At 54.9% G+C, this 17,796-nt stretch carries 18 protein-coding genes; 12 read left to right on the top strand and 6 right to left on the bottom strand.

Annotated features, from left to right (window positions below; all coding sequences use genetic code 11):
- The first annotated feature begins 58 nt into the window (after nucleotides 1-58).
- The 3 genes from pitA (at nucleotide 59) to O1722_RS01170 (ending at nucleotide 2,508) form a co-directional block, all read left to right on the top strand.
- A complete protein-coding gene (pitA, locus tag O1722_RS01180; RefSeq protein WP_003861225.1) occupies nucleotides 59-1,558 on the top strand; it encodes an inorganic phosphate transporter PitA in 1,500 nt (499 codons plus the stop codon).
- A gap of 175 nt (nucleotides 1,559-1,733) precedes the next feature.
- Entirely contained in the window at nucleotides 1,734-2,123 is a 390-nt protein-coding gene (locus tag O1722_RS01175; protein ID WP_033488096.1) for a polymorphic toxin type 44 domain-containing protein, read from the top strand.
- Nucleotides 2,101-2,508, top strand: coding sequence for a hypothetical protein (locus O1722_RS01170; RefSeq protein WP_033488097.1), 408 nt, complete (start codon nucleotides 2,101-2,103; stop codon nucleotides 2,506-2,508). The genes O1722_RS01175 and O1722_RS01170 overlap by 23 nt, the downstream gene beginning before the upstream one ends.
- Nucleotides 2,509-2,551: 43 nt before the next feature.
- Here O1722_RS01170 and uspB read toward each other — a convergent pair whose 3' ends face one another.
- Complete coding sequence (uspB, locus tag O1722_RS01165) at nucleotides 2,552-2,887, bottom strand: universal stress protein UspB (RefSeq protein ID WP_003861224.1); 336 nt, start codon at nucleotides 2,885-2,887, stop codon at nucleotides 2,552-2,554.
- Nucleotides 2,888-3,170: 283 nt separating this feature from the next.
- On the opposite strand from uspB, the gene uspA reads away from it, so the two are divergent.
- Nucleotides 3,171-3,608 carry a universal stress protein UspA gene (uspA, locus tag O1722_RS01160; protein ID WP_003861223.1) on the top strand — a complete coding sequence of 146 codons (438 nt, stop codon included), beginning with the start codon at nucleotides 3,171-3,173 and terminating at the stop codon, nucleotides 3,606-3,608.
- A 91-nt stretch (nucleotides 3,609-3,699) separates the two neighbouring features.
- On the opposite strand, the gene rsmJ is transcribed toward uspA, so the two are convergent.
- Nucleotides 3,700-4,452 (bottom strand): 16S rRNA (guanine(1516)-N(2))-methyltransferase RsmJ, encoded by a 753-nt coding sequence (rsmJ, locus tag O1722_RS01155; protein WP_017693818.1) that lies wholly within the window; start codon nucleotides 4,450-4,452, stop codon nucleotides 3,700-3,702.
- A 7-nt stretch (nucleotides 4,453-4,459) separates the two neighbouring features.
- Nucleotides 4,460-6,502: an oligopeptidase A gene (prlC, locus tag O1722_RS01150; RefSeq protein ID WP_033488098.1), complete on the bottom strand. Its 2,043-nt coding sequence runs from the start codon at nucleotides 6,500-6,502 to the stop codon at nucleotides 4,460-4,462.
- A 208-nt stretch (nucleotides 6,503-6,710) separates the two neighbouring features.
- Between prlC and O1722_RS01145 the strand changes: the two genes are divergently transcribed.
- The 4 genes from O1722_RS01145 (at nucleotide 6,711) to O1722_RS01130 (ending at nucleotide 11,326) form a co-directional block, all read left to right on the top strand.
- Nucleotides 6,711-7,553: a 23S rRNA (adenine(2030)-N(6))-methyltransferase RlmJ gene (locus O1722_RS01145; protein ID WP_033488099.1), complete on the top strand. Its 843-nt coding sequence runs from the start codon at nucleotides 6,711-6,713 to the stop codon at nucleotides 7,551-7,553.
- A 70-nt stretch (nucleotides 7,554-7,623) separates the two neighbouring features.
- Nucleotides 7,624-8,976, top strand: a complete 1,353-nt coding sequence (gorA, locus tag O1722_RS01140; protein ID WP_017384179.1) for a glutathione-disulfide reductase — start codon at nucleotides 7,624-7,626, stop codon at nucleotides 8,974-8,976.
- Between the two features lie 171 nt (nucleotides 8,977-9,147).
- Nucleotides 9,148-9,435, top strand: a complete 288-nt coding sequence (locus tag O1722_RS01135) for a hypothetical protein (RefSeq protein ID WP_003861213.1) — start codon at nucleotides 9,148-9,150, stop codon at nucleotides 9,433-9,435.
- Nucleotides 9,436-9,676: 241 nt separating this feature from the next.
- Nucleotides 9,677-11,326, top strand: coding sequence for an alpha,alpha-trehalase (locus O1722_RS01130; RefSeq protein WP_015571511.1), 1,650 nt, complete (start codon nucleotides 9,677-9,679; stop codon nucleotides 11,324-11,326).
- A 57-nt stretch (nucleotides 11,327-11,383) separates the two neighbouring features.
- On the opposite strand, the gene O1722_RS01125 is transcribed toward O1722_RS01130, so the two are convergent.
- Nucleotides 11,384-12,970, bottom strand: a complete 1,587-nt coding sequence (locus tag O1722_RS01125) for an STY4199 family HEPN domain-containing protein (RefSeq protein ID WP_017384180.1) — start codon at nucleotides 12,968-12,970, stop codon at nucleotides 11,384-11,386.
- A gap of 146 nt (nucleotides 12,971-13,116) precedes the next feature.
- Here O1722_RS01125 and O1722_RS01120 point away from each other — a divergent pair, with 146 nt between their 5' ends.
- Nucleotides 13,117-13,650 carry a GNAT family N-acetyltransferase gene (locus O1722_RS01120; RefSeq protein ID WP_017693814.1) on the top strand — a complete coding sequence of 178 codons (534 nt, stop codon included), beginning with the start codon at nucleotides 13,117-13,119 and terminating at the stop codon, nucleotides 13,648-13,650.
- Between the two features lie 77 nt (nucleotides 13,651-13,727).
- Nucleotides 13,728-14,066 carry a lysozyme gene (locus O1722_RS01115; RefSeq protein ID WP_015571514.1) on the top strand — a complete coding sequence of 113 codons (339 nt, stop codon included), beginning with the start codon at nucleotides 13,728-13,730 and terminating at the stop codon, nucleotides 14,064-14,066.
- On the opposite strand, the gene O1722_RS01110 is transcribed toward O1722_RS01115, so the two are convergent.
- Together O1722_RS01110 and O1722_RS01105 are read right to left on the bottom strand one after the other, a co-directional pair.
- Entirely contained in the window at nucleotides 14,045-14,647 is a 603-nt protein-coding gene (locus tag O1722_RS01110) for a response regulator transcription factor (RefSeq protein ID WP_032104620.1), read from the bottom strand. The genes O1722_RS01115 and O1722_RS01110 overlap by 22 nt on opposite strands.
- Nucleotides 14,648-14,821: 174 nt before the next feature.
- Nucleotides 14,822-15,580 carry an SDR family NAD(P)-dependent oxidoreductase gene (locus O1722_RS01105; RefSeq protein ID WP_032104619.1) on the bottom strand — a complete coding sequence of 253 codons (759 nt, stop codon included), beginning with the start codon at nucleotides 15,578-15,580 and terminating at the stop codon, nucleotides 14,822-14,824.
- Between the two features lie 119 nt (nucleotides 15,581-15,699).
- Between O1722_RS01105 and O1722_RS01100 the strand changes: the two genes are divergently transcribed.
- Together O1722_RS01100 and yhjD are read left to right on the top strand one after the other, a co-directional pair.
- A complete protein-coding gene (locus O1722_RS01100) occupies nucleotides 15,700-16,599 on the top strand; it encodes a LysR family transcriptional regulator (protein WP_033488100.1) in 900 nt (299 codons plus the stop codon).
- A 50-nt stretch (nucleotides 16,600-16,649) separates the two neighbouring features.
- Entirely contained in the window at nucleotides 16,650-17,675 is a 1,026-nt protein-coding gene (yhjD, locus tag O1722_RS01095) for an inner membrane protein YhjD (RefSeq protein WP_023295574.1), read from the top strand.
- Nucleotides 17,676-17,796: the final 121 nt, after the last annotated feature.

Here is a 17,796-nt window from a genome sequence, read left to right as displayed (position 1 = left end):
TGCGCATTTGTCCTGGATAATGCGCCGCGTTCATGTCCTCAAAATGGCGTAACGTCCTATGCTACATTTGTTTGCCGGCCTGGATTTACATACCGGGCTTTTATTATTGCTTGCTCTGGTTTTTGTGCTGTTTTACGAAGCGATCAACGGCTTCCACGACACTGCAAACGCAGTAGCAACGGTTATCTACACTCGCGCAATGCGATCGCAGCTTGCGGTCGTGATGGCGGCGGTATTTAACTTTTTTGGTGTCCTCCTGGGCGGACTGAGCGTTGCGTATGCCATTGTGCATATGCTGCCAACGGATCTGCTGCTTAACGTGAGTTCCGGTCATGGCCTGGCCATGGTGTTCTCAATGCTGCTTGCTGCGATTATCTGGAACCTCGGTACCTGGTATTTCGGCCTGCCGGCATCCAGCTCTCACACCCTCATCGGCGCGATTATCGGTATCGGGTTAACCAATGCCCTGATGACCGGGACCTCCGTCGTTGATGCGCTGAACATCCCGAAAGTTCTCGGCATTTTCGGCTCTCTGATCATCTCCCCTATCGTCGGTCTGGTGGTGGCGGGTGGCTTGATTTTCATCCTGCGTCGCTACTGGAGCAACACGAAAAAACGTGCGCGTATCCATCTGACGCCAGCAGAGCGTGAGAAGAAAGACGGCAAGAAAAAGCCGCCGTTCTGGACGCGTATCGCGCTGATCATTTCCGCTATTGGCGTCGCCTTCTCTCATGGCGCGAACGATGGTCAGAAAGGTATCGGCCTGGTGATGCTGGTTCTGATTGGCGTCGCACCGGCGGGCTTCGTGGTTAACATGAACGCCTCCGGTTACGAAATCACCCGTACCCGTGATGCGGTGAACAACGTTGAGACTTACTTCCAGCAGCATCCTGATTTGCTGAAGAAAGCGACCGGCGTGGACCAGCTGATTCCTTCTCCGGAGTCAGGCGCAACGACGGCACCGGGCGAGTTCCATTGCCATCCGGCAAACGCGATTAACGCGCTGGAACGTGCGAAAGGCATGCTGGCCGATATCGAAAGTTATGACAAACTGGCTGTTGAACAGCGTGGTCAACTGCGTCGCATCATGCTCTGTATCTCCGACGTGACCGATAAAGTCGCGAAGCTGCCAGAGGTTAATGCTGACGACCAACGTCTGCTGAAGAAACTGAAAGGCGATATGCTCAACACCATTGAGTACGCGCCAATCTGGATCATCATGGCGGTCGCGCTGGCGCTGGGTATCGGTACGATGATTGGCTGGCGTCGTGTGGCGACCACCATCGGTGAAAAGATCGGTAAGAAAGGCATGACCTATGCGCAGGGTATGTCCGCGCAGATGACGGCAGCGGTATCTATCGGTCTGGCGAGCTACACCGGTATGCCAGTCTCCACCACCCACGTACTCTCTTCGTCCGTGGCAGGTACCATGATTGTTGACGGCGGCGGTTTGCAGCGTAAAACCGTGACCAACATTCTGATGGCCTGGGTGTTCACCCTCCCGGCGTCCATCCTGCTGTCTGGCGGTCTGTACTGGATTTCGCTGAAGCTGATTTAATCGGCTGAAGGCGACAAAAAAGCGGGTCAGGAAACTGGCCCGCTTTTTTTATGGCTGCTATTTGCCATGAAGTATTTGATAACATGAGGATTTCCTGAACATTTTTTGTTCAATTTTAACACACAGAAAAAACTATCATGGCGGCCAGAAGAAAAATCCAGACAAAGGAGAATGTATGGCTTCTGTCCCTCTCTCAGGACCGGGTTCAATCGTTATAGCGAACAATATGCGCGAGGCTCGCCTTAACGGAATGTCACGCAATATGGCCACGCCCTCAACGTATTATTGGTTCTACCAAAAAGTCCGAAATGGCGGTCCCTGGGATTATAAAAAATTCGACCCTTATTTTGCTGCATTTGGTAACTTCAACTTCGGAGCCGCAGGTACTGCGGCAGGTATCCCTGCAAACATCCTTCTTATGGGCGCAGGCTGGGCTCAAGGCCGGGCAGGTACCTCAAAACCGGAATGGGGAAAATGGTACGAAAAGCCTCCTTACGGAGACGACCCAACGGACCAACGCAACATCAGAGAAGGAATAGAATATGCCATTCAAAACGGCTATTAAATGGATTCATCGCCTTGTTACCGTTTCGCTTCTGGTTCTGGTCATTGGATTTCTCTGGTTAAACCATCAACCCAATCAGCGCAATAGCGATGAGCTACAGCGCGTTTATCAATTATCCGATAGCGTCTGGCTCTATATGACCGTGAACAATCAGGGTGGCACAACCGTACCACCAATTTACCGATACTATCTCTCTGGAGCGCTCGCAGGGAAAGACACTGACATTATCCATCAGCTGGCTATGAAGTATCCGGTCATCGAAGGTACAGGCACGATAACCTCAGCCAGTATTGATACAAGCGGGGAAGTGAAAATTGCCTATAGCGGAAAGGTTATTTCGATTGAGAACAATGTCTCCAGTCTCCGGTTCTCAGTTAAGCCCTGAGCCAGAGGAAAGAAGGCGGGGCTTTCCCCGCCTGCTGTGGTACTCAGTGCCAAATCATCAATGCAATCATACTCACCACAACCAGACCACACAGGGCGCTGGTCAAAATGAACTGACGACGCAGGCGCTCGCAGCGACGGATAAACTCTTCATCGTGGTGATCGCGGTAGCGTTGGTAGTAGATATACCCCACCAGACGCATCTGCTTGCTGGGCTGTCCGTGCGAGGTGAAGAACCCTCCACCGTCCACATACTGATAAAGCAACGGATCGCAACCACGAAGTACCACTAACAGCGCACGTAACGATGAGAAGTAGCGCGCCATATTCACTATGCAAACCACGCATAACGCCCAAAACAATGCGACGGTGCTAATCATACATCCTCCCCGGCGTCCGCCCACGAAGCAAGGCTCCTGAGCTACCGCACCCCAATGCCCTGACAGACAGTTCAGTGAAAGAATGACCAAAAGTCGATCCGGTTCGCGTTTTAATATCCGAACGGCTCATTAAATAGTGTAGGAGATCCGTTAATTTTTTTGCCACAAGGTTAATCGTTATCAACACCAAAGCTTGAAAAATATGTTTAACTGGGCCGTAATGAAAGCATCAGACGACGGCTTTCCCATTTAGTCATCGATAACTTAAGGAAGGAGTAACACTATGGCTTACAAACACATTCTCATCGCGGTAGACCTCTCCCCGGAGAGTAAAGTGCTGGTTGATAAAGCAGTATCCATGGCACGTCCCTACAACGCGAAAGTTTCGCTGATTCACGTTGATGTGAATTACTCCGACCTCTACACCGGTCTGATCGACGTGAATCTCGGCGATATGCAGAAACGCATCTCCGAAGAGACTCACCACGCGCTGAGCGAGCTTTCTACCAACGCGGGCTATCCAATCACTGAAACCTTAAGCGGTAGCGGCGATCTGGGCCAGGTGCTGGTTGATGCGATTAAGAAATACGATATGGACCTGGTGGTATGCGGTCATCACCAGGACTTCTGGAGCAAGCTGATGTCTTCCGCGCGCCAGCTGATTAACACCGTACACGTGGATATGCTGATTGTTCCACTGCGTGACGAAGAAGACGAGTAAGTGCAAAAAAGCCCGGTGGCGCTAACGCTTACCGGGCCTACAAGCGGCACTGAATGTAGGCCGGGTAAGGCGAAGCCGCCACCCGGCTTTTTTATTCTGGCGTTCCCGAATAAATATCAAATCGGTGTCCTTTGGTGGTCACCGCGTTAGTGGTCGCAACGTCCGCCAGCGGCGGCGCATAGTCCGGCCGCTTCACCACCACCCGCTTCGTCGCCAGCTGACGAGCCGGCTCCAGCAGGCCATCGGCATCTAAATCTGGCCCCACCAGAGACTGAAACACCCGCATCTCTTTCTTCACCAGCGCGCTTTTCTGCTTATGCGGGAACATGGGGTCGAGATAGACCACCTGCGGGCGCGGGGTGATATCGGTCAGCGCCGTCAGGCTGGAGGCATGAATAAGTTGCAAACGTTCCTGTAACCACGGGCCGATTTCCGGGTCCGCGTAGCCCCGCGTCAGCCCGTCGTCGAGCAGCGCGGCGACAACCGGATTACGCTCCAGCATCCGCACCCGACAGCCGACAGACGCCAGCACAAAGGCATCGCGCCCCAGCCCCGCCGTGGCATCCACCACGTCCGGCAGATAGCTGCCTTTAATGCCGACCGCTTTGGCCACCGCTTCACCGCGACCGCCGCCAAACTTACGCCGGTGCGCCATCGCGCCGCCGACAAAATCGACAAAAATCCCGCCAAGCTTTGGCTCATCGAGCTTGCGCAGCTCCAGATGTTCCGGCGTCATCACCAGCGCCATCAGGTTGTCTTCATCATGTTCCAGCCCCCAGCGGGCCGCCAGAACAGATAAGGCGCCGTCCCCGGCGCCTGTTTCATCTACTAAGCAGATCTTCACGTAGCAATCAGCCTTTGATTCCGTAATGCTCCAGCATCGCATCCAGCTGCGGCTCGCGGCCACGGAAGCGTTTGAACAGCTCCATAGGCTCTTCTGAACCGCCGCGCGTCAGGATGTTATCAAGGAACGACTGACCGGTTTCGCGGTTGAAAATCCCCTCTTCTTCGAAGCGCGAGAAGGCATCTGCCGCCAGCACGTCGGCCCACAGGTAGCTGTAGTAGCCTGCGGCGTACCCGCCTGCGAAGATATGGCTGAACGCGTGCGGGAAGCGTCCCCAGGTCGGGCCTGGAATAACCGCGACCTGCTTTTTAATCTCAGCCAGGGTTTCGAGGATTTTCGCCCCCTGCTCCGGGCTGAACTCGGCGTGCAGGCGGAAGTCGAACAGGCCGAACTCCAGCTGACGCAGGATGAACATCGCCGCCTGGTAGTTTTTCGCCGCCAGCATTTTATCCAGCAGTTCTTTCGGCAGCGGTTCGCCCGTTTCGTAATGGCCGGAGATAAATGCCAGCGCGTCCGGCTCCCAGCACCAGTTTTCCATAAACTGGCTTGGCAGCTCGACCGCATCCCATGGCACACCGCTGATACCGGCGACGCCAGCGGTTTCGATGCGGGTCAGCATGTGGTGCAGGCCGTGACCGAACTCGTGGAACAGGGTGATCACTTCATCGTGGGTAAACAGCGCAGGTTTGCCGCTCACCGGGCGGTTGAAGTTACAGGTCAGGTAGGCGACCGGTTTTTGCAGGGAACCATCCGCTTTACGCATCTGGCCCACGCAGTCGTCCATCCACGCCCCGCCACGTTTGTTTTCTCGCGCGTAAAGATCCAGATAGAAGCTGCCGCGCAGCTCGTTTTTCTCGTCATACAGCTCGAAGAAGCGCACGTCCGGATGCCAGACGTCGATGTCGGTACGCTCTTTCGCGGTAATGCCGTAGATGCGTTTCACCACCTCGAACAGGCCGTTAACGGCTTTGTTTTCCGGGAAGTACGGACGCAGCTGTTCGTCGCTGATGCTGTAGAGATGCTGTTTCTGTTTTTCGCTGTAGTACGCGATATCCCACGGCTGAAGCTCGTCCACGCCGAACTCCGCTTTCGCAAAGGCGCGCAGCTGAGCCAGTTCTTTTTCACCCTGAGGACGGGCGCGTTTCGCCAGATCGGTCAGGAAGTCGAGCACCTGCTGTGGGTTCTCAGCCATTTTGGTGGCGAGGGATTTATCCGCGTAGCTGCCGAAGCCCAGCAGCTGTGCCAGCTCGTGGCGCAGAGCGAGGATCTCCGCCATCACCGGGCTGTTGTCCCACTTACCGGCATTCGGCCCCTGATCGGAGGCGCGGGTGCTGTAGGCGCGGTACATCTCTTCGCGCAGGGCCTGGTTGTCGCAGTAGGTCATCACCGGCAGATAGCTTGGGATATCCAGCGTTAACAGGAAGCCTTCCTGCTCTTTCGCTTCGGCCTGGGCTTTTGCCGCCGCCAGCGCGCTTTCCGGCATACCCGCCAGTTCAGATTCATCGGTAATCAGCTTCGTCCAGCCCATGGTGGCGTCGAGGACGTTGTTGCTGTACTGGTTGCCCAGCTCGGACAGGCGCGCGGCGATTTCGCCGTAGCGAACCTGTTTTTCTTTTGGCAGGCCAATCCCGGACAGTTCGAAATCACGCAGGGCGTTATCGACCGATTTTTTCTGCGCCGTGTTCAGTTCGGCATAGTGGTCGCCGTCGCGCAGGTCGCGGTAGGCTTTGTAGAGCCCCTCATGCTGACCGACCCAGGTGCTGTACTCAGAGAGCAGCGGCAGGGTCTGTTCGTAGGCTTCACGCAGCTCCGGGCTGTTTTTCACCGAGTTCAGGTGACTCACCGGGGAGAAAATACGCCCCAGCACGTCGTCCACTTCGGCCAGCGGCTGACACAGATTTTCCCAGGTGTACGGCGCGCCCTGCGCGACCACGCTTTCTACCGCCGCACGGCAGTTGTTCAGCGACTGGGTAACGGCCGGAACCACATGCTCAGGGAGGATTTTAGAAAACGGTGGCAACGAAAAAGGCGTCAGTAATGGATTGGTCATAAACGCTGTCCTGTTGAAATAGATGAATGAAGCGCGCATCCGGCGCTGTGCATATTGTTTTCAGTAATGGGGTTAAGTGTAGAGGATTTCAATGCCGAAGGTTGTCGAAAAACGCCCGGTGGCGCTGCGCTTACCGGGCCTGCGGGTAATCTGTGCCGTTCTGCTGTAAACTGTGGCAAATCGTCAATTCAGCGGAATATCATTACCCATGCTCAGTTATCGCCACAGCTTCCACGCAGGCAACCACGCCGACGTCCTCAAACATACCGTTCAGAGCCTGATCATCGAATCGCTTAAAGAAAAGGATAAACCGTTCCTTTATCTGGACACCCACGCGGGCGCGGGCCGTTATCAGCTGAGCGGCGAGCATGCAGAGCGTACCGGTGAATATCTGGAAGGGATTGCGCGTATCTGGCAGCAGGACGATCTGCCTGCCGAGCTGGAGCCGTACATTGGCGTGGTGAATCACTTCAACCGCAACGGCCAGCTGCGTTACTACCCGGGTTCACCACTGATTGCCCGCCAGCTGCTGCGTGAGCAGGACAGCCTTCAGCTGACAGAGCTGCACCCGAGCGACTTCCCGCTGCTGCGTTCTGAGTTTCAGAAAGATAACCGCGCCCGCGTGGACAAAGCCGATGGCTACCAGCAGCTGAAAGCCAAACTGCCGCCGGTTTCCCGTCGCGGCCTGGTGCTGATCGACCCACCGTACGAAATCAAAACCGACTATCAGGCGGTGGTGACCGGCATTAACGAAGGTTACAAACGCTTTGCGACCGGCACCTATGCCCTGTGGTATCCGGTAGTGCTGCGCGCGCAAATTAAACGCATGATCAAAGACCTCGAAGCGACCGACATTCGTAAAATCCTGCAAATTGAGCTGGCGGTGCGCCCTGACAGCGACCAGCGCGGCATGACCGCGTCCGGCATGATCGTCATTAACCCGCCGTGGAAGCTCGAAGCACAGATGAACAACGTGCTGCCGTGGCTGCACAAAACGCTGGTGCCAGCCGGTACGGGTCACGCCACCGTGAGCTGGATCGTGCCGGAGTAATCGCAGCCATCGGTGGAAACTATTGATTTCAGGTATACAATCGCGGCAATTCACGATTAAGGACAACGCTATGACTAAGCATTATGACTACATCGCAATCGGCGGCGGCAGCGGCGGCATCGCCTCCATCAACCGTGCGGCCATGTACGGCCAAAAGTGTGCGCTGATTGAAGCCAAAGAACTCGGCGGCACCTGCGTGAACGTGGGTTGTGTACCGAAGAAAGTGATGTGGCATGCCGCGCAAATCCGTGAAGCTATCCATATGTATGGTCCGGACTACGGCTTTGATACCACCATCAACCACTTCGACTGGGATAAACTGATCGCCAGCCGTACCGCCTACATCGACCGTATTCACACCTCGTACGATAACGTGCTGGGCAAGAATAACGTCGACGTGATCCGCGGCTTCGCCCGTTTCGTGGATGCGAAGACGATCGAAGTGAACGGCGAGACGATCACCGCCGATCACATCCTGATCGCCACCGGCGGCCGTCCGAGCCACCCGAACATTCCGGGCGCGGAATACGGTATCGACTCCGACGGTTTCTTCGAGCTGCCTGCTCTGCCAGAACGCGTTGCCATTGTGGGCGCAGGTTACATCGCGGTTGAGCTGGCCGGCGTGATTAACGGCCTGGGAGCGGAAGCGCACCTGTTCGTGCGTAAACACGCGCCGCTACGCAGCTTTGACCCGCTGATCGTCGACACGCTGGTCGAGGTGATGAACGCCGAAGGCCCAACCCTGCACACCAACGCCGTGCCAAAAGCGGTGGTGAAAAATGCGGACGGTAGCCTGACTCTGGAGCTGGAAGATGGCCGCAGCCAGACCGTTGATTGCCTGATCTGGGCGATTGGTCGTGAACCGGCCACCGACAACTTCAACCTGGCCGCAACCGGGGTGAAAACCAATGAAAAAGGCTACATTGTCGTTGATAAATTCCAGAACACCAGCGTACCGGGCATTTATGCCGTCGGTGATAACACCGGCGCCGTAGAGCTGACGCCGGTTGCCGTGGCGGCGGGGCGTCGTCTTTCCGAGCGTCTGTTTAATAACAAGCCGGACGAACATCTGGACTACAGCAACATCCCGACCGTGGTCTTCAGCCACCCGCCAATCGGTACCGTCGGCTTAACCGAGCCGCAGGCGCGTGAGCAGTACGGCGATGACCAGGTGAAAGTGTATAAATCGGCGTTTACCGCGATGTATACCGCGGTCACCTCGCACCGTCAGCCATGCCGCATGAAGCTGGTGTGCGTGGGCCCGGAGGAGAAGATCGTCGGCATCCACGGCATTGGTTTCGGCATGGACGAGATCCTGCAAGGCTTCGCGGTGGCGCTGAAGATGGGCGCAACGAAGAAAGACTTCGATAACACCGTGGCGATCCACCCGACTGCGGCGGAAGAGTTTGTGACTATGCGCTGATCCGTCTGATCCGCAACAAAACCGGCCAGCTGGCCGGTTTTTTTATGCCCTGGGCAGGTAAACCCAACGGGTGTACAAACGGTAACAAAATAACCCGGTACCCGCGGTGGAATTAACTAATCTTAGAAAGCGCTACGCGTTCGCCTGTTACTACGGAAAAAGATTAGAGATATGAAAATGCACGTAAAGATCACCGCAAAACTGATGGCCAAAATGCACCTTGTTCTCGCGCTGGTTTGGGCGATACTGACTATTCCTACCCTGCTGTGGTGGAAAAACAGCATTCTGTGGGTGTCGTTAATGAGCATTTACGCCATCGTGATTTCCCATCTGGCTGCGTACAGCGCCGCCCATGCGGAAAAAGCGGCCAGCAAAGCGATGGATAAAAGCGAAGGCGCCAGCCAGAAAGCCAATCAAACCGCCAACAGCCTTCAGGGCAATGCGCGTCAGGCGCATTAATCCCTGCGTATATGCAGAATACCGAATGCTCTGAATTTTATTCCTGCTCTGTTTCCAAAGATTCTGATTTAATAATTTCATAATCAAAGGGATATCTGATTTTCAGCGTGTTTAAATCCATTTTGAAAGCGTGATCTACCGCACACTTCGCACCGCATTAACCGAAGCGAATGTCTACGCTTTAAAGATAGCCGGGAAAAACCCGTATTGGTTACGACAAAAACCGGAGGTCCTGAACACCATGTTCAACCAGAAACTACAGACTGCCGAGGATATCGAGTTCGAGATTGCAGAAGAGCTGCGCTACGAAACCGATCCCTGTGAGTTAAAACTGGATGAGATGATCGAGGCAGAGCCGGAACCGGAAATGATTGAAGGACTGCCGGCGTCCGATGCCCTTACGCCCGCAGACCGCTACCTTGAACTGTTTGAACACGTCCAGTCGTCGCGGCTGTTTGCGGACAGCAAAACCTTTCCCGACTGCGCGCCGAAGATGGATCCGCTGGATATTTTGATCCGCTATCGCAAGGTGCGTCGTCACCGTGATTTTGACCTGGCGCGCTTTGTGGAGAATCACTTCTGGCTGCCGGAGGACTACAGCAAAGAGTACGTCTCTGACCCCGGCCTGTCCCTGAAAGAACATATTGATAATCTGTGGCCGGTGCTGACGCGCGAACCGCAGGATCACATCCCGTGGTCGTCGCTGCTGGCGCTGCCGCAGGCCTATATTGTGCCCGGCGGGCGATTCAGTGAGACCTACTACTGGGACTCTTACTTCTCCATGTTGGGGCTTGCTGAAAGCGGTCGTAACGATCTGCTGAAATGTATGGCCGATAACTTCGCCTGGCTGATAGAGCGCTACGGCCATATCCCGAACGGCAACCGTACCTACTATCTCAGCCGCTCCCAGCCGCCCGTTTTTGCCCTGATGGTGGAGCTGTTTGAAGAGGACGGCGTGCGCGGGGCGAAGCGCTATCTTGAGCATCTTAAGATGGAGTACGCCTTCTGGATGGACGGGGCGGAATCGCTGCTGCTCAATCAGGCCTATCGCAGTGCGGTTCGCATGCCGGATGGCTCATTGCTCAACCGCTACTGGGACGATCGCGACACGCCGCGAGATGAATCGTGGATTGAGGACGTGGAAACCGCCCGTCATTCCGGTCGTCCGCCGAACGAGGTGTATCGCGACCTGCGCGCCGGGGCAGCCTCAGGATGGGATTACTCATCCCGCTGGCTGCGCGATCCTGCGCGGCTGGCCAGCATCCGCACGACACAATTTATCCCCATTGATTTGAACGCATTCCTGTTCAAACTGGAGAGCGCTATCGCCAATATCTCCGCGTCGAAAGGGGATAAAGAGACGGCTGATCTGTTCCGCCAGAAAGCCAGCGACCGGCGCGCGGCGGTGAACCGCTATCTGTGGGACGAAGAGAACGGCTGTTATCGTGATTACGACTGGCGGCGTGAAGCCCTGGCGCTGTTCTCTGCGGCCAGCATTGTGCCGCTCTATGTGGGCATGGCGACGCATGAGCAGGCTGAACGGCTGTCCGATGCCGTTAAAGCCCGTCTGCTCACGCCGGGCGGTATTCTCGCCACCGAATATGAAACCGGGGAGCAGTGGGATAAGCCGAACGGCTGGGCGCCGCTCCAGTGGATGGCGATCCAGGGGTTCAAGCAGTACGGCAACGACTCGCTGGGAGATGAGATCGCCTGGAGCTGGCTGCACACGGTGAACCATTACTACAAAACCCATCATAAGCTGATTGAGAAGTACCACATCGCCAGCAGCACGCCACGCGAAGGTGGCGGGGGTGAGTATCCGTTGCAGGATGGCTTCGGCTGGACGAATGGCGTGGTGCGGCGGTTGATAGGGCTGTATGGGGAGCCCTGAGCCTCACCCCTCACCCTGCCCCTCTCCCCTGAGGGGCAGGGTGAGGGGGAAAAATAATCAGCGGATCACTTCATAAATGGCAGTCTGGATGGACTGCCATTTTTTTGTGCTGGCATCGGGCTGCGTCTTCGCGCGGCGCGTTGCCATATCGGCGTCGTGCTGCTGGCGTTTCACCACCGCGGGAACGGTACAGAATGCTTTCAGGTACTGCTTACGCATAGGCGTCAGCGATTCGCCGTTCGCCATCGCATGGCTAAGCGTATTAATAAAGCGTCGGCAGGGCTTTTGCTCTGTCATTTGCAGGCGGTAGCGCAACATTACTTCCAGTACATCGTCGTAGCCTGCCGACAACGCCTCCTCCGTCCATGACATTTTCCAGTCCATCCCGCCCTGCAAAAACAGGAGCGCCACGCGGGTGTCATTGCGATTGATGGCCGAGCGGAAATTATTCTCATCCCAGGTAACACCCATGCGGGTTAACGTCTCGCGTGAGGAAGGCGTTTCGCGCATCTCCTGCACCTGCGCGGGAGATGCCGTACTGGCCACAGCCGGCTGCGGTTTACTGCTGGTCACCAGCCAGAATCCCCCCACGACAATCGCGATAACCATCACGCCAACCGCTCCCCACAGCACGCCGGAAATCAGCTGTTCGCGCTGCTCTGGCGTACGCGCGGCGCGCTGAGTCGGTTTTTCTATACTGTCGCGCACTTCAAAAAGATCGCCGCCTGTGGTGCGGTCCATTTTTTGCGCCTTTTCCCAGAACGCGTGCAGCTCGCTTTCGTCCACCGCCATCAGCGCCGCCGGGTTAACGCGTGTCCGCCCTTCCTCAAACGCGCGCTGAACGGAGCGGGTGATCTGCGTGTAATAGCAGTCGAGCAGCTGGATTTGCGCCCCGCTTAACGGCTGCTGCACGGTGATGCTGTTGCGGATTTGTCGAATATCTTCGAGGAAGGTTTGCAGGGTTTTGCGGGGCTCTACCAGCAGCGTCAGCATGTCCGGAGCGTTAAACAGCGGCGCGTAGTAGCGGCTAAATTCTTTTTTATCCACCAGCAGCTGGGCCAGTTCGCTGAACAACATGCCGCTCAGAACATCATTAATCTCACCGTTTTTCAGCCAGCGACGCACGCGTTCAGCGTTAAACAAGGTCTTAAGATGATTATTCAGCCGCACCGGATCGGGCCACGCCTGCTGTATCAGCCCTTTAATCATCAGCTCAATGGCACGCACCTGTTTCTGCGCCTGAAGCTGGCTCTCCTTCTCTGGCACCCTCCCGGTATCGTAGGTCAGGAGGGGCTGTTGCAGACGCAGATATTCAAGGGAGGTGACGAAGCGCATCGCCGCAATCAGCTGATTTTCGCTGACATCCTGCCCGCTTTCATACTGGGGAACACGCTGCTGAAGCAAGCGTAATTGCAGCGTAAAGGCCGTCATTTCCGCATCATTCAGATTCAGCTTCCTGGCTACGGCGCCCCACCCGCCCAGCCCCAGGCGGGCACTATCCAGTTGCTCCAGAAACCAGCGTGGATCTTTTCCTTCAGAAACATGTACATTCAACAGAAGTAAAATTTCAACAGACGCCTGACGGATCGCCGCCAGACAGTGTTCAAACTGTTCGCGGGTATGATGCGATGAGCTAATCATCATTGTTTTCCTTGAGAGACAATGAGTACCGCTAAAGCGGCATTAAAAGTCGTTTTTCTTTTTATTTATATGAGGTTAAACATACCTGACTTTCTGTTGAAATAAAGTGACAACCTTATAATCATTTGCAATGCCTCCGGAGGATCGTCATGCCCGCCTTAACCACCGCGCGTCTCACCTGCTCGCCGCTGCAAGAGCAAGACTGGCCCTTTTTTCTGTCGCTACAGCAAAATCCTGAGGTGATGCGTTTTGTCGCCCCTGCGCGTAGCGAGGCGGACATTCGGGAAGCCTTTGAGTCTCGTCTGTTGCCGTGGACGCCGGGCAGCTCGCACTGGCTCTGCCTTGTGGTGCGTGAGACGGCCAGCCAGACGCCGCTGGGCGTAACCGGCTATGTGCACCGGGAAGCAGATTGTGCTGAAGTCGGTTTTCTCTTTGCGCCCTCTGCGCAGGGGAAAGGTTACGGCTTTGAATCTCTGCGGGCTGTGTGTGATTTCGCGCTGACTCAGGGTAATATCCGTCGGCTCACCGCCACCGTGACGGCGGGAAATATCGCCTCAAGGCGACTGCTGGAAAAAACAGGTTTTCAACTGGAAGGTGAGTTGCGTGAGAGTTATTTCCTTTCAGGGCAATGGCATAACGACTGGCTATTCGGTTTACTGAAAAAGGAATTCCCGTTCAGTTAAACCTGATTAACAGCCATTTGGCGGATATTTCCCCGGCGGCGTTTCCTCTATAGTCGTGCCACTAAGAGGAAACGCTTATGACGGGTTATGCAATGCAGATATCTTCTGCTGCAATCGCATTAATTAAAAAACAACAGGGTCTTTCCCTGGAGAAATACCGTGACGAAAAGGGTATATGGGTTATTGGTTATGGTCACGTGATTCGCCAGTGGGAAAAATTTAACAGTCTCATCACGCCGATTGAGGCGGAGAATTTGCTTTTTAATGATATTCAATTATGTGAGGCGCTGCTGCGGGAAATGAACAAACGCCCATTAACCCAACAGCAGCATGACGCCCTGATATTAACCCTCTTCAGTTTTGGGGAAGAGTCCCCTCTGCCTGAGAAGATCCTTCAGGCCGTCGCCCGGGTGTAGTACATCGCGGCCTGCGTCCGGTTTTTGACATCAAGACGACGGAAAAGCGTCTCAAGATGGGCTTTTACCGTTGCCGCACTGATATTGAGATTACGACCAATCTCTTTATTGGACTCTCCGGCCGCCAGTAACTTCAATACCTCACGCTGGCGCTCGCTTAACACTGCCAGTTCATCCTGAGAGGAGTGCTGCTTCAGCCACTCGCCGGGAAAACAGACCATTCCACGCGATACGGAATCCAGCACTGCGGAAAAGCGTTCGGGATTCGCATTGCGGGGAACTATCGCCACCACGTTGCGCTGAAACATTTGCTCAACCCAACGTCGCTCTTTTTTCGTTAACACCAACACCACGCGCGACGCTGGAAAACGATCCATAATCTCTTCCAGTAAAGCCACACCATTATCACGAATTAAATACCCATCTATCATGACGATAGCGGAGGGTGACGCGGATAATTGCGCCCATAATTCATCAGTCTGACGAGCCCCTGTCATCTCTATTTTCGGAATTAACTTCTGCAAACTGTACATCGCTCCATGAATAAATAATGACTGCCTGTCAAACATGATTACTCGCATCGTTTTACTCCTCTGAGAATAGCGAAGGGGGATTCTACAGAGGCATTTTTTAAGAAAAAACTCAATGAATGGAGAGGTTACAAATCACCCAGCTCTCTTTATATCTTCCAGCATTTAGACATACCTGTTTTAAGGATTTCCTTAAGAGGGTTCCCTCCCCCTTAAGACTGAACATTACAGGAACATACCGCCTGAAACTTCAATACGTTGCGCATTCATCCAGCCCAGTTTGTCACTGAGCAACGCCGCAATGGCGTCACCAATATCATCGGGCAGGCCCACGCGTCCCAGCGCTGTCTGCGAGGCCAGCAGCTGGTTAAGCTCCGCATTATCCCGCACGCGTCCGCCCCCAAAGTCGGTTTCAATCGCGCCGGGCGCGATGATATTGACGGAAATTCCGCGCGCACCAAGTTCTTTTGCCTGATAGCGGGTCAGCACTTCCATCGCCCCTTTCATTGCCGCGTAGGTGCCTGAACCGGGCTGAGTAAAACGGGCCAGTCCGCTGGAGACGTTCAGGATCCGCCCTCCGTCTTTTATGAGCGGCAGCAGCTGTTGCGTGAGGAAAAACGGCCCTTTGAAGTGAATGTTCAGCGCATCATCAAACTGCGCCTCGGTCGTCTCGGTATAGGGTGCGTATAACCCTGTACCTGCGTTGTTCACTAAATAGTCAAAGGTGTCACGTTGCCAGACGTGTTTGAGGGTATCCTTCACCTGCTGAGCAAAGCGCGAAAAGCTTACCGTATCGCCGACGTTAAGCTGCAATGCTGCCGCTTTTCCACCTGTTCCCTCGATTTCGCGCACAACTTCCTGCGCCTCCTGCTGGCTGTTGTTCCAGGTCAGGATGATCCCTGTCCCTTCCGCGGCCAGCTTCAAAACGGCATTTTTCCCCAGGCCGCGGCTACCGCCCGTCACTAAAGCAATACGTTCACTCATAATTCACCTCGTTTCGGCTGTGATGAAGATTGAGAAAGAGCTTATTAGATGGTAGAAAATCAATAAATAGTGCCGTCAGCGCTTCACTGTTTCATTCATAACAACATTGACCAACATCTATGGATAAAATACACGCAATGCAGCTTTTCCTTCGGGTCGCGGAACTGGAAAGTTTTTCCCGCGCGGCGGAGACGTTAAGCCTGCCGAAGGGGAGCGTATCGCGACAGATCCAGGCACTGGAAAACGCACTGGGCACGCAGCTGCTGCACCGCACTACCCGCCGCGTCAGCCTGACGCAGGACGGCATGGTTTATTACGAGCGCGCTAAAGATCTGCTGATGAATCTGGACGAACTGGACGGCATGTTCCTGCACGACCCTTCAACCATCAGCGGTCGGCTACGTGTGGATATGCCCGTTGCCATTGCGCGAAATGTAGTCATTCCGAAACTGCCTGCATTTTTACAACAGTTTCCCGGCATTGAGCTGGAGCTGAGTAGCAGCGATCGTCTGGTCGATGTCATCCGCGAAGGATTTGACTGTGTGGTTCGCGTGGGAAACTTAAAGGACTCCGGGCTTATCGCCCGCCCGCTTGGGAAACTCTCGGTGATTAACTGCGCCAGCCCGGATTATCTGACGCGATTCGGCTACCCTGAGACGCTGGACGATTTGGCTTCGCATGCCCTCATCCACTACTCCGCCACGCTGGGCACGCGTCCGCAGGGTTTTGAGTATTACAACGGCAGCGCGACCCAGTGGGTAAAAACGGGAGGCGTATTGACGGTTAACAGCACTGAAACCTATCAGGCCGCCTGTATCGCCGGGCTTGGCATTATTCAGGTTCCGCGCGTCGGGGTGCGTGATGCCCTGCGCACGAAAAAACTCGTTGAGATCCTGCCGCAATACCGGGCTGAACCGATGCCCGTCTCCCTCATTTATCCCCACCGCCATAACCTCTCCCGCCGGGTGCATGTGTTTATGGAGTGGCTTACCGAACTCACAAAAGGTTACGTCGACTAGTCACAAGCTATAATTCAGTAACATCCAGCTCAACGAAAAGGAAAATGCGCGTGACGCCGGAAAATAACCCGCAACGACCGACTCAACATTTAGATTATGAACCCATCAAAAAGATGGATAACGAGCCTGAAGCGCCGAAAGAGCCTGGAACGGCCAGCAAAGCGCTGGGCACCGTGACCGGCATAGCCGAAAAAATTCAGCAGATACCCGCGATTGCTCACCTGATACGCGCCGCTGAGCGCTTTAACGACCGCATGGGAAATCAGTTTGGCGCGGCGATTACCTATTTCTCGTTCCTGTCGATGATCCCCATCCTGATGGTGTCATTTGCCGCCGCCGGTTTTGTGCTGGCGTCTCACCCGACGCTGTTGCAGGACATTTTCAATAAGATTCTGACCAACGTCAGCGACCAGACGCTCGCCGCAACGCTCAAAAGCACCATCAACACCGCCGTGCAGCAGCGTACCACCGTGGGTATCGTCGGGTTGCTGATTGCGCTCTATTCCGGGGTGAACTGGATGGGCAACCTGCGTGAGGCTATTCGCGCCCAGTCGCGTGACGTCTGGGAGCGTAGACCGCAGGATCAGGAGAAGATATGGGTGAAGTATTTGCGCGACTTTATTTCTCTGATTGGGCTGCTGGTGGCGCTGGTCATTACGCTCTCCATCACCTCGGTCGCCGGTTCCGCGCAGCAGATGATTATCTCCGCGCTGTACCTGGATTACATTGAATGGCTGAAACCGGCCTGGCGCGGCATTGGGCTGGCCATTTCTATCTTTGCTAACTACCTTCTGTTCTTCTGGATCTTCTGGCGTTTGCCCCGCCATCGTCCGCGCAAGAAGGCGCTGATGCGCGGGACATTGATTGCCGCCATTGGTTTTGAGGTGATCAAGATTGTGATGACCTATACGCTGCCGTCCCTGGTGAAGTCTCCCTCCGGCGCGGCCTTTGGTTCGGTGCTGGGGCTGATGGCTTTCTTCTATTTCTTCGCTCGCCTGACGCTGTTCTGCGCCGCGTGGATCGCCACGGCAGAGTATAAAGATGACCCGCGCATGCCGGGTAAAACCCACCGCTGATATCATGTCGGGCTGATATTTCAGCCCGATTCGCCATTTCAGCATATAAATCCAGGCCGTAACTTTTATTTAACGCAAAACCAGTTTTAATGACTGATATTTAAAAAGTGTGAAGCATTTC

Source organism: Enterobacter cloacae complex sp. HYC003_NIDB (assembly GCF_056673375.1).
This window is presented reverse-complemented; position numbering and strand designations above follow the sequence as displayed.

Excerpts from the sequence above, each read along its gene's own strand:
- pitA (WP_003861225.1), top strand. The coding sequence starts at position 59 with ATGCTACATTTGTTTGCCGGCCTGGATTTACATACCGGGCTTTTATTA.
- O1722_RS01175 (WP_033488096.1), top strand. The coding sequence starts at position 1,734 with ATGGCTTCTGTCCCTCTCTCAGGACCGGGTTCAATCGTTATAGCGAAC.
- O1722_RS01170 (WP_033488097.1), top strand. The coding sequence starts at position 2,101 with ATGCCATTCAAAACGGCTATTAAATGGATTCATCGCCTTGTTACCGTT.
- uspB (WP_003861224.1), bottom strand. The coding sequence starts at position 2,887 with ATGATTAGCACCGTCGCATTGTTTTGGGCGTTATGCGTGGTTTGCATA.
- uspA (WP_003861223.1), top strand. The coding sequence starts at position 3,171 with ATGGCTTACAAACACATTCTCATCGCGGTAGACCTCTCCCCGGAGAGT.
- prlC (WP_033488098.1), bottom strand. The coding sequence starts at position 6,502 with ATGACCAATCCATTACTGACGCCTTTTTCGTTGCCACCGTTTTCTAAA.
- O1722_RS01145 (WP_033488099.1), top strand. The coding sequence starts at position 6,711 with ATGCTCAGTTATCGCCACAGCTTCCACGCAGGCAACCACGCCGACGTC.
- gorA (WP_017384179.1), top strand. The coding sequence starts at position 7,624 with ATGACTAAGCATTATGACTACATCGCAATCGGCGGCGGCAGCGGCGGC.
- O1722_RS01135 (WP_003861213.1), top strand. The coding sequence starts at position 9,148 with ATGAAAATGCACGTAAAGATCACCGCAAAACTGATGGCCAAAATGCAC.
- O1722_RS01130 (WP_015571511.1), top strand. The coding sequence starts at position 9,677 with ATGTTCAACCAGAAACTACAGACTGCCGAGGATATCGAGTTCGAGATT.
- O1722_RS01125 (WP_017384180.1), bottom strand. The coding sequence starts at position 12,970 with ATGATGATTAGCTCATCGCATCATACCCGCGAACAGTTTGAACACTGT.
- O1722_RS01120 (WP_017693814.1), top strand. The coding sequence starts at position 13,117 with ATGCCCGCCTTAACCACCGCGCGTCTCACCTGCTCGCCGCTGCAAGAG.
- O1722_RS01115 (WP_015571514.1), top strand. The coding sequence starts at position 13,728 with ATGACGGGTTATGCAATGCAGATATCTTCTGCTGCAATCGCATTAATT.
- O1722_RS01110 (WP_032104620.1), bottom strand. The coding sequence starts at position 14,647 with ATGCGAGTAATCATGTTTGACAGGCAGTCATTATTTATTCATGGAGCG.
- O1722_RS01105 (WP_032104619.1), bottom strand. The coding sequence starts at position 15,580 with ATGAGTGAACGTATTGCTTTAGTGACGGGCGGTAGCCGCGGCCTGGGG.
- O1722_RS01100 (WP_033488100.1), top strand. The coding sequence starts at position 15,700 with ATGGATAAAATACACGCAATGCAGCTTTTCCTTCGGGTCGCGGAACTG.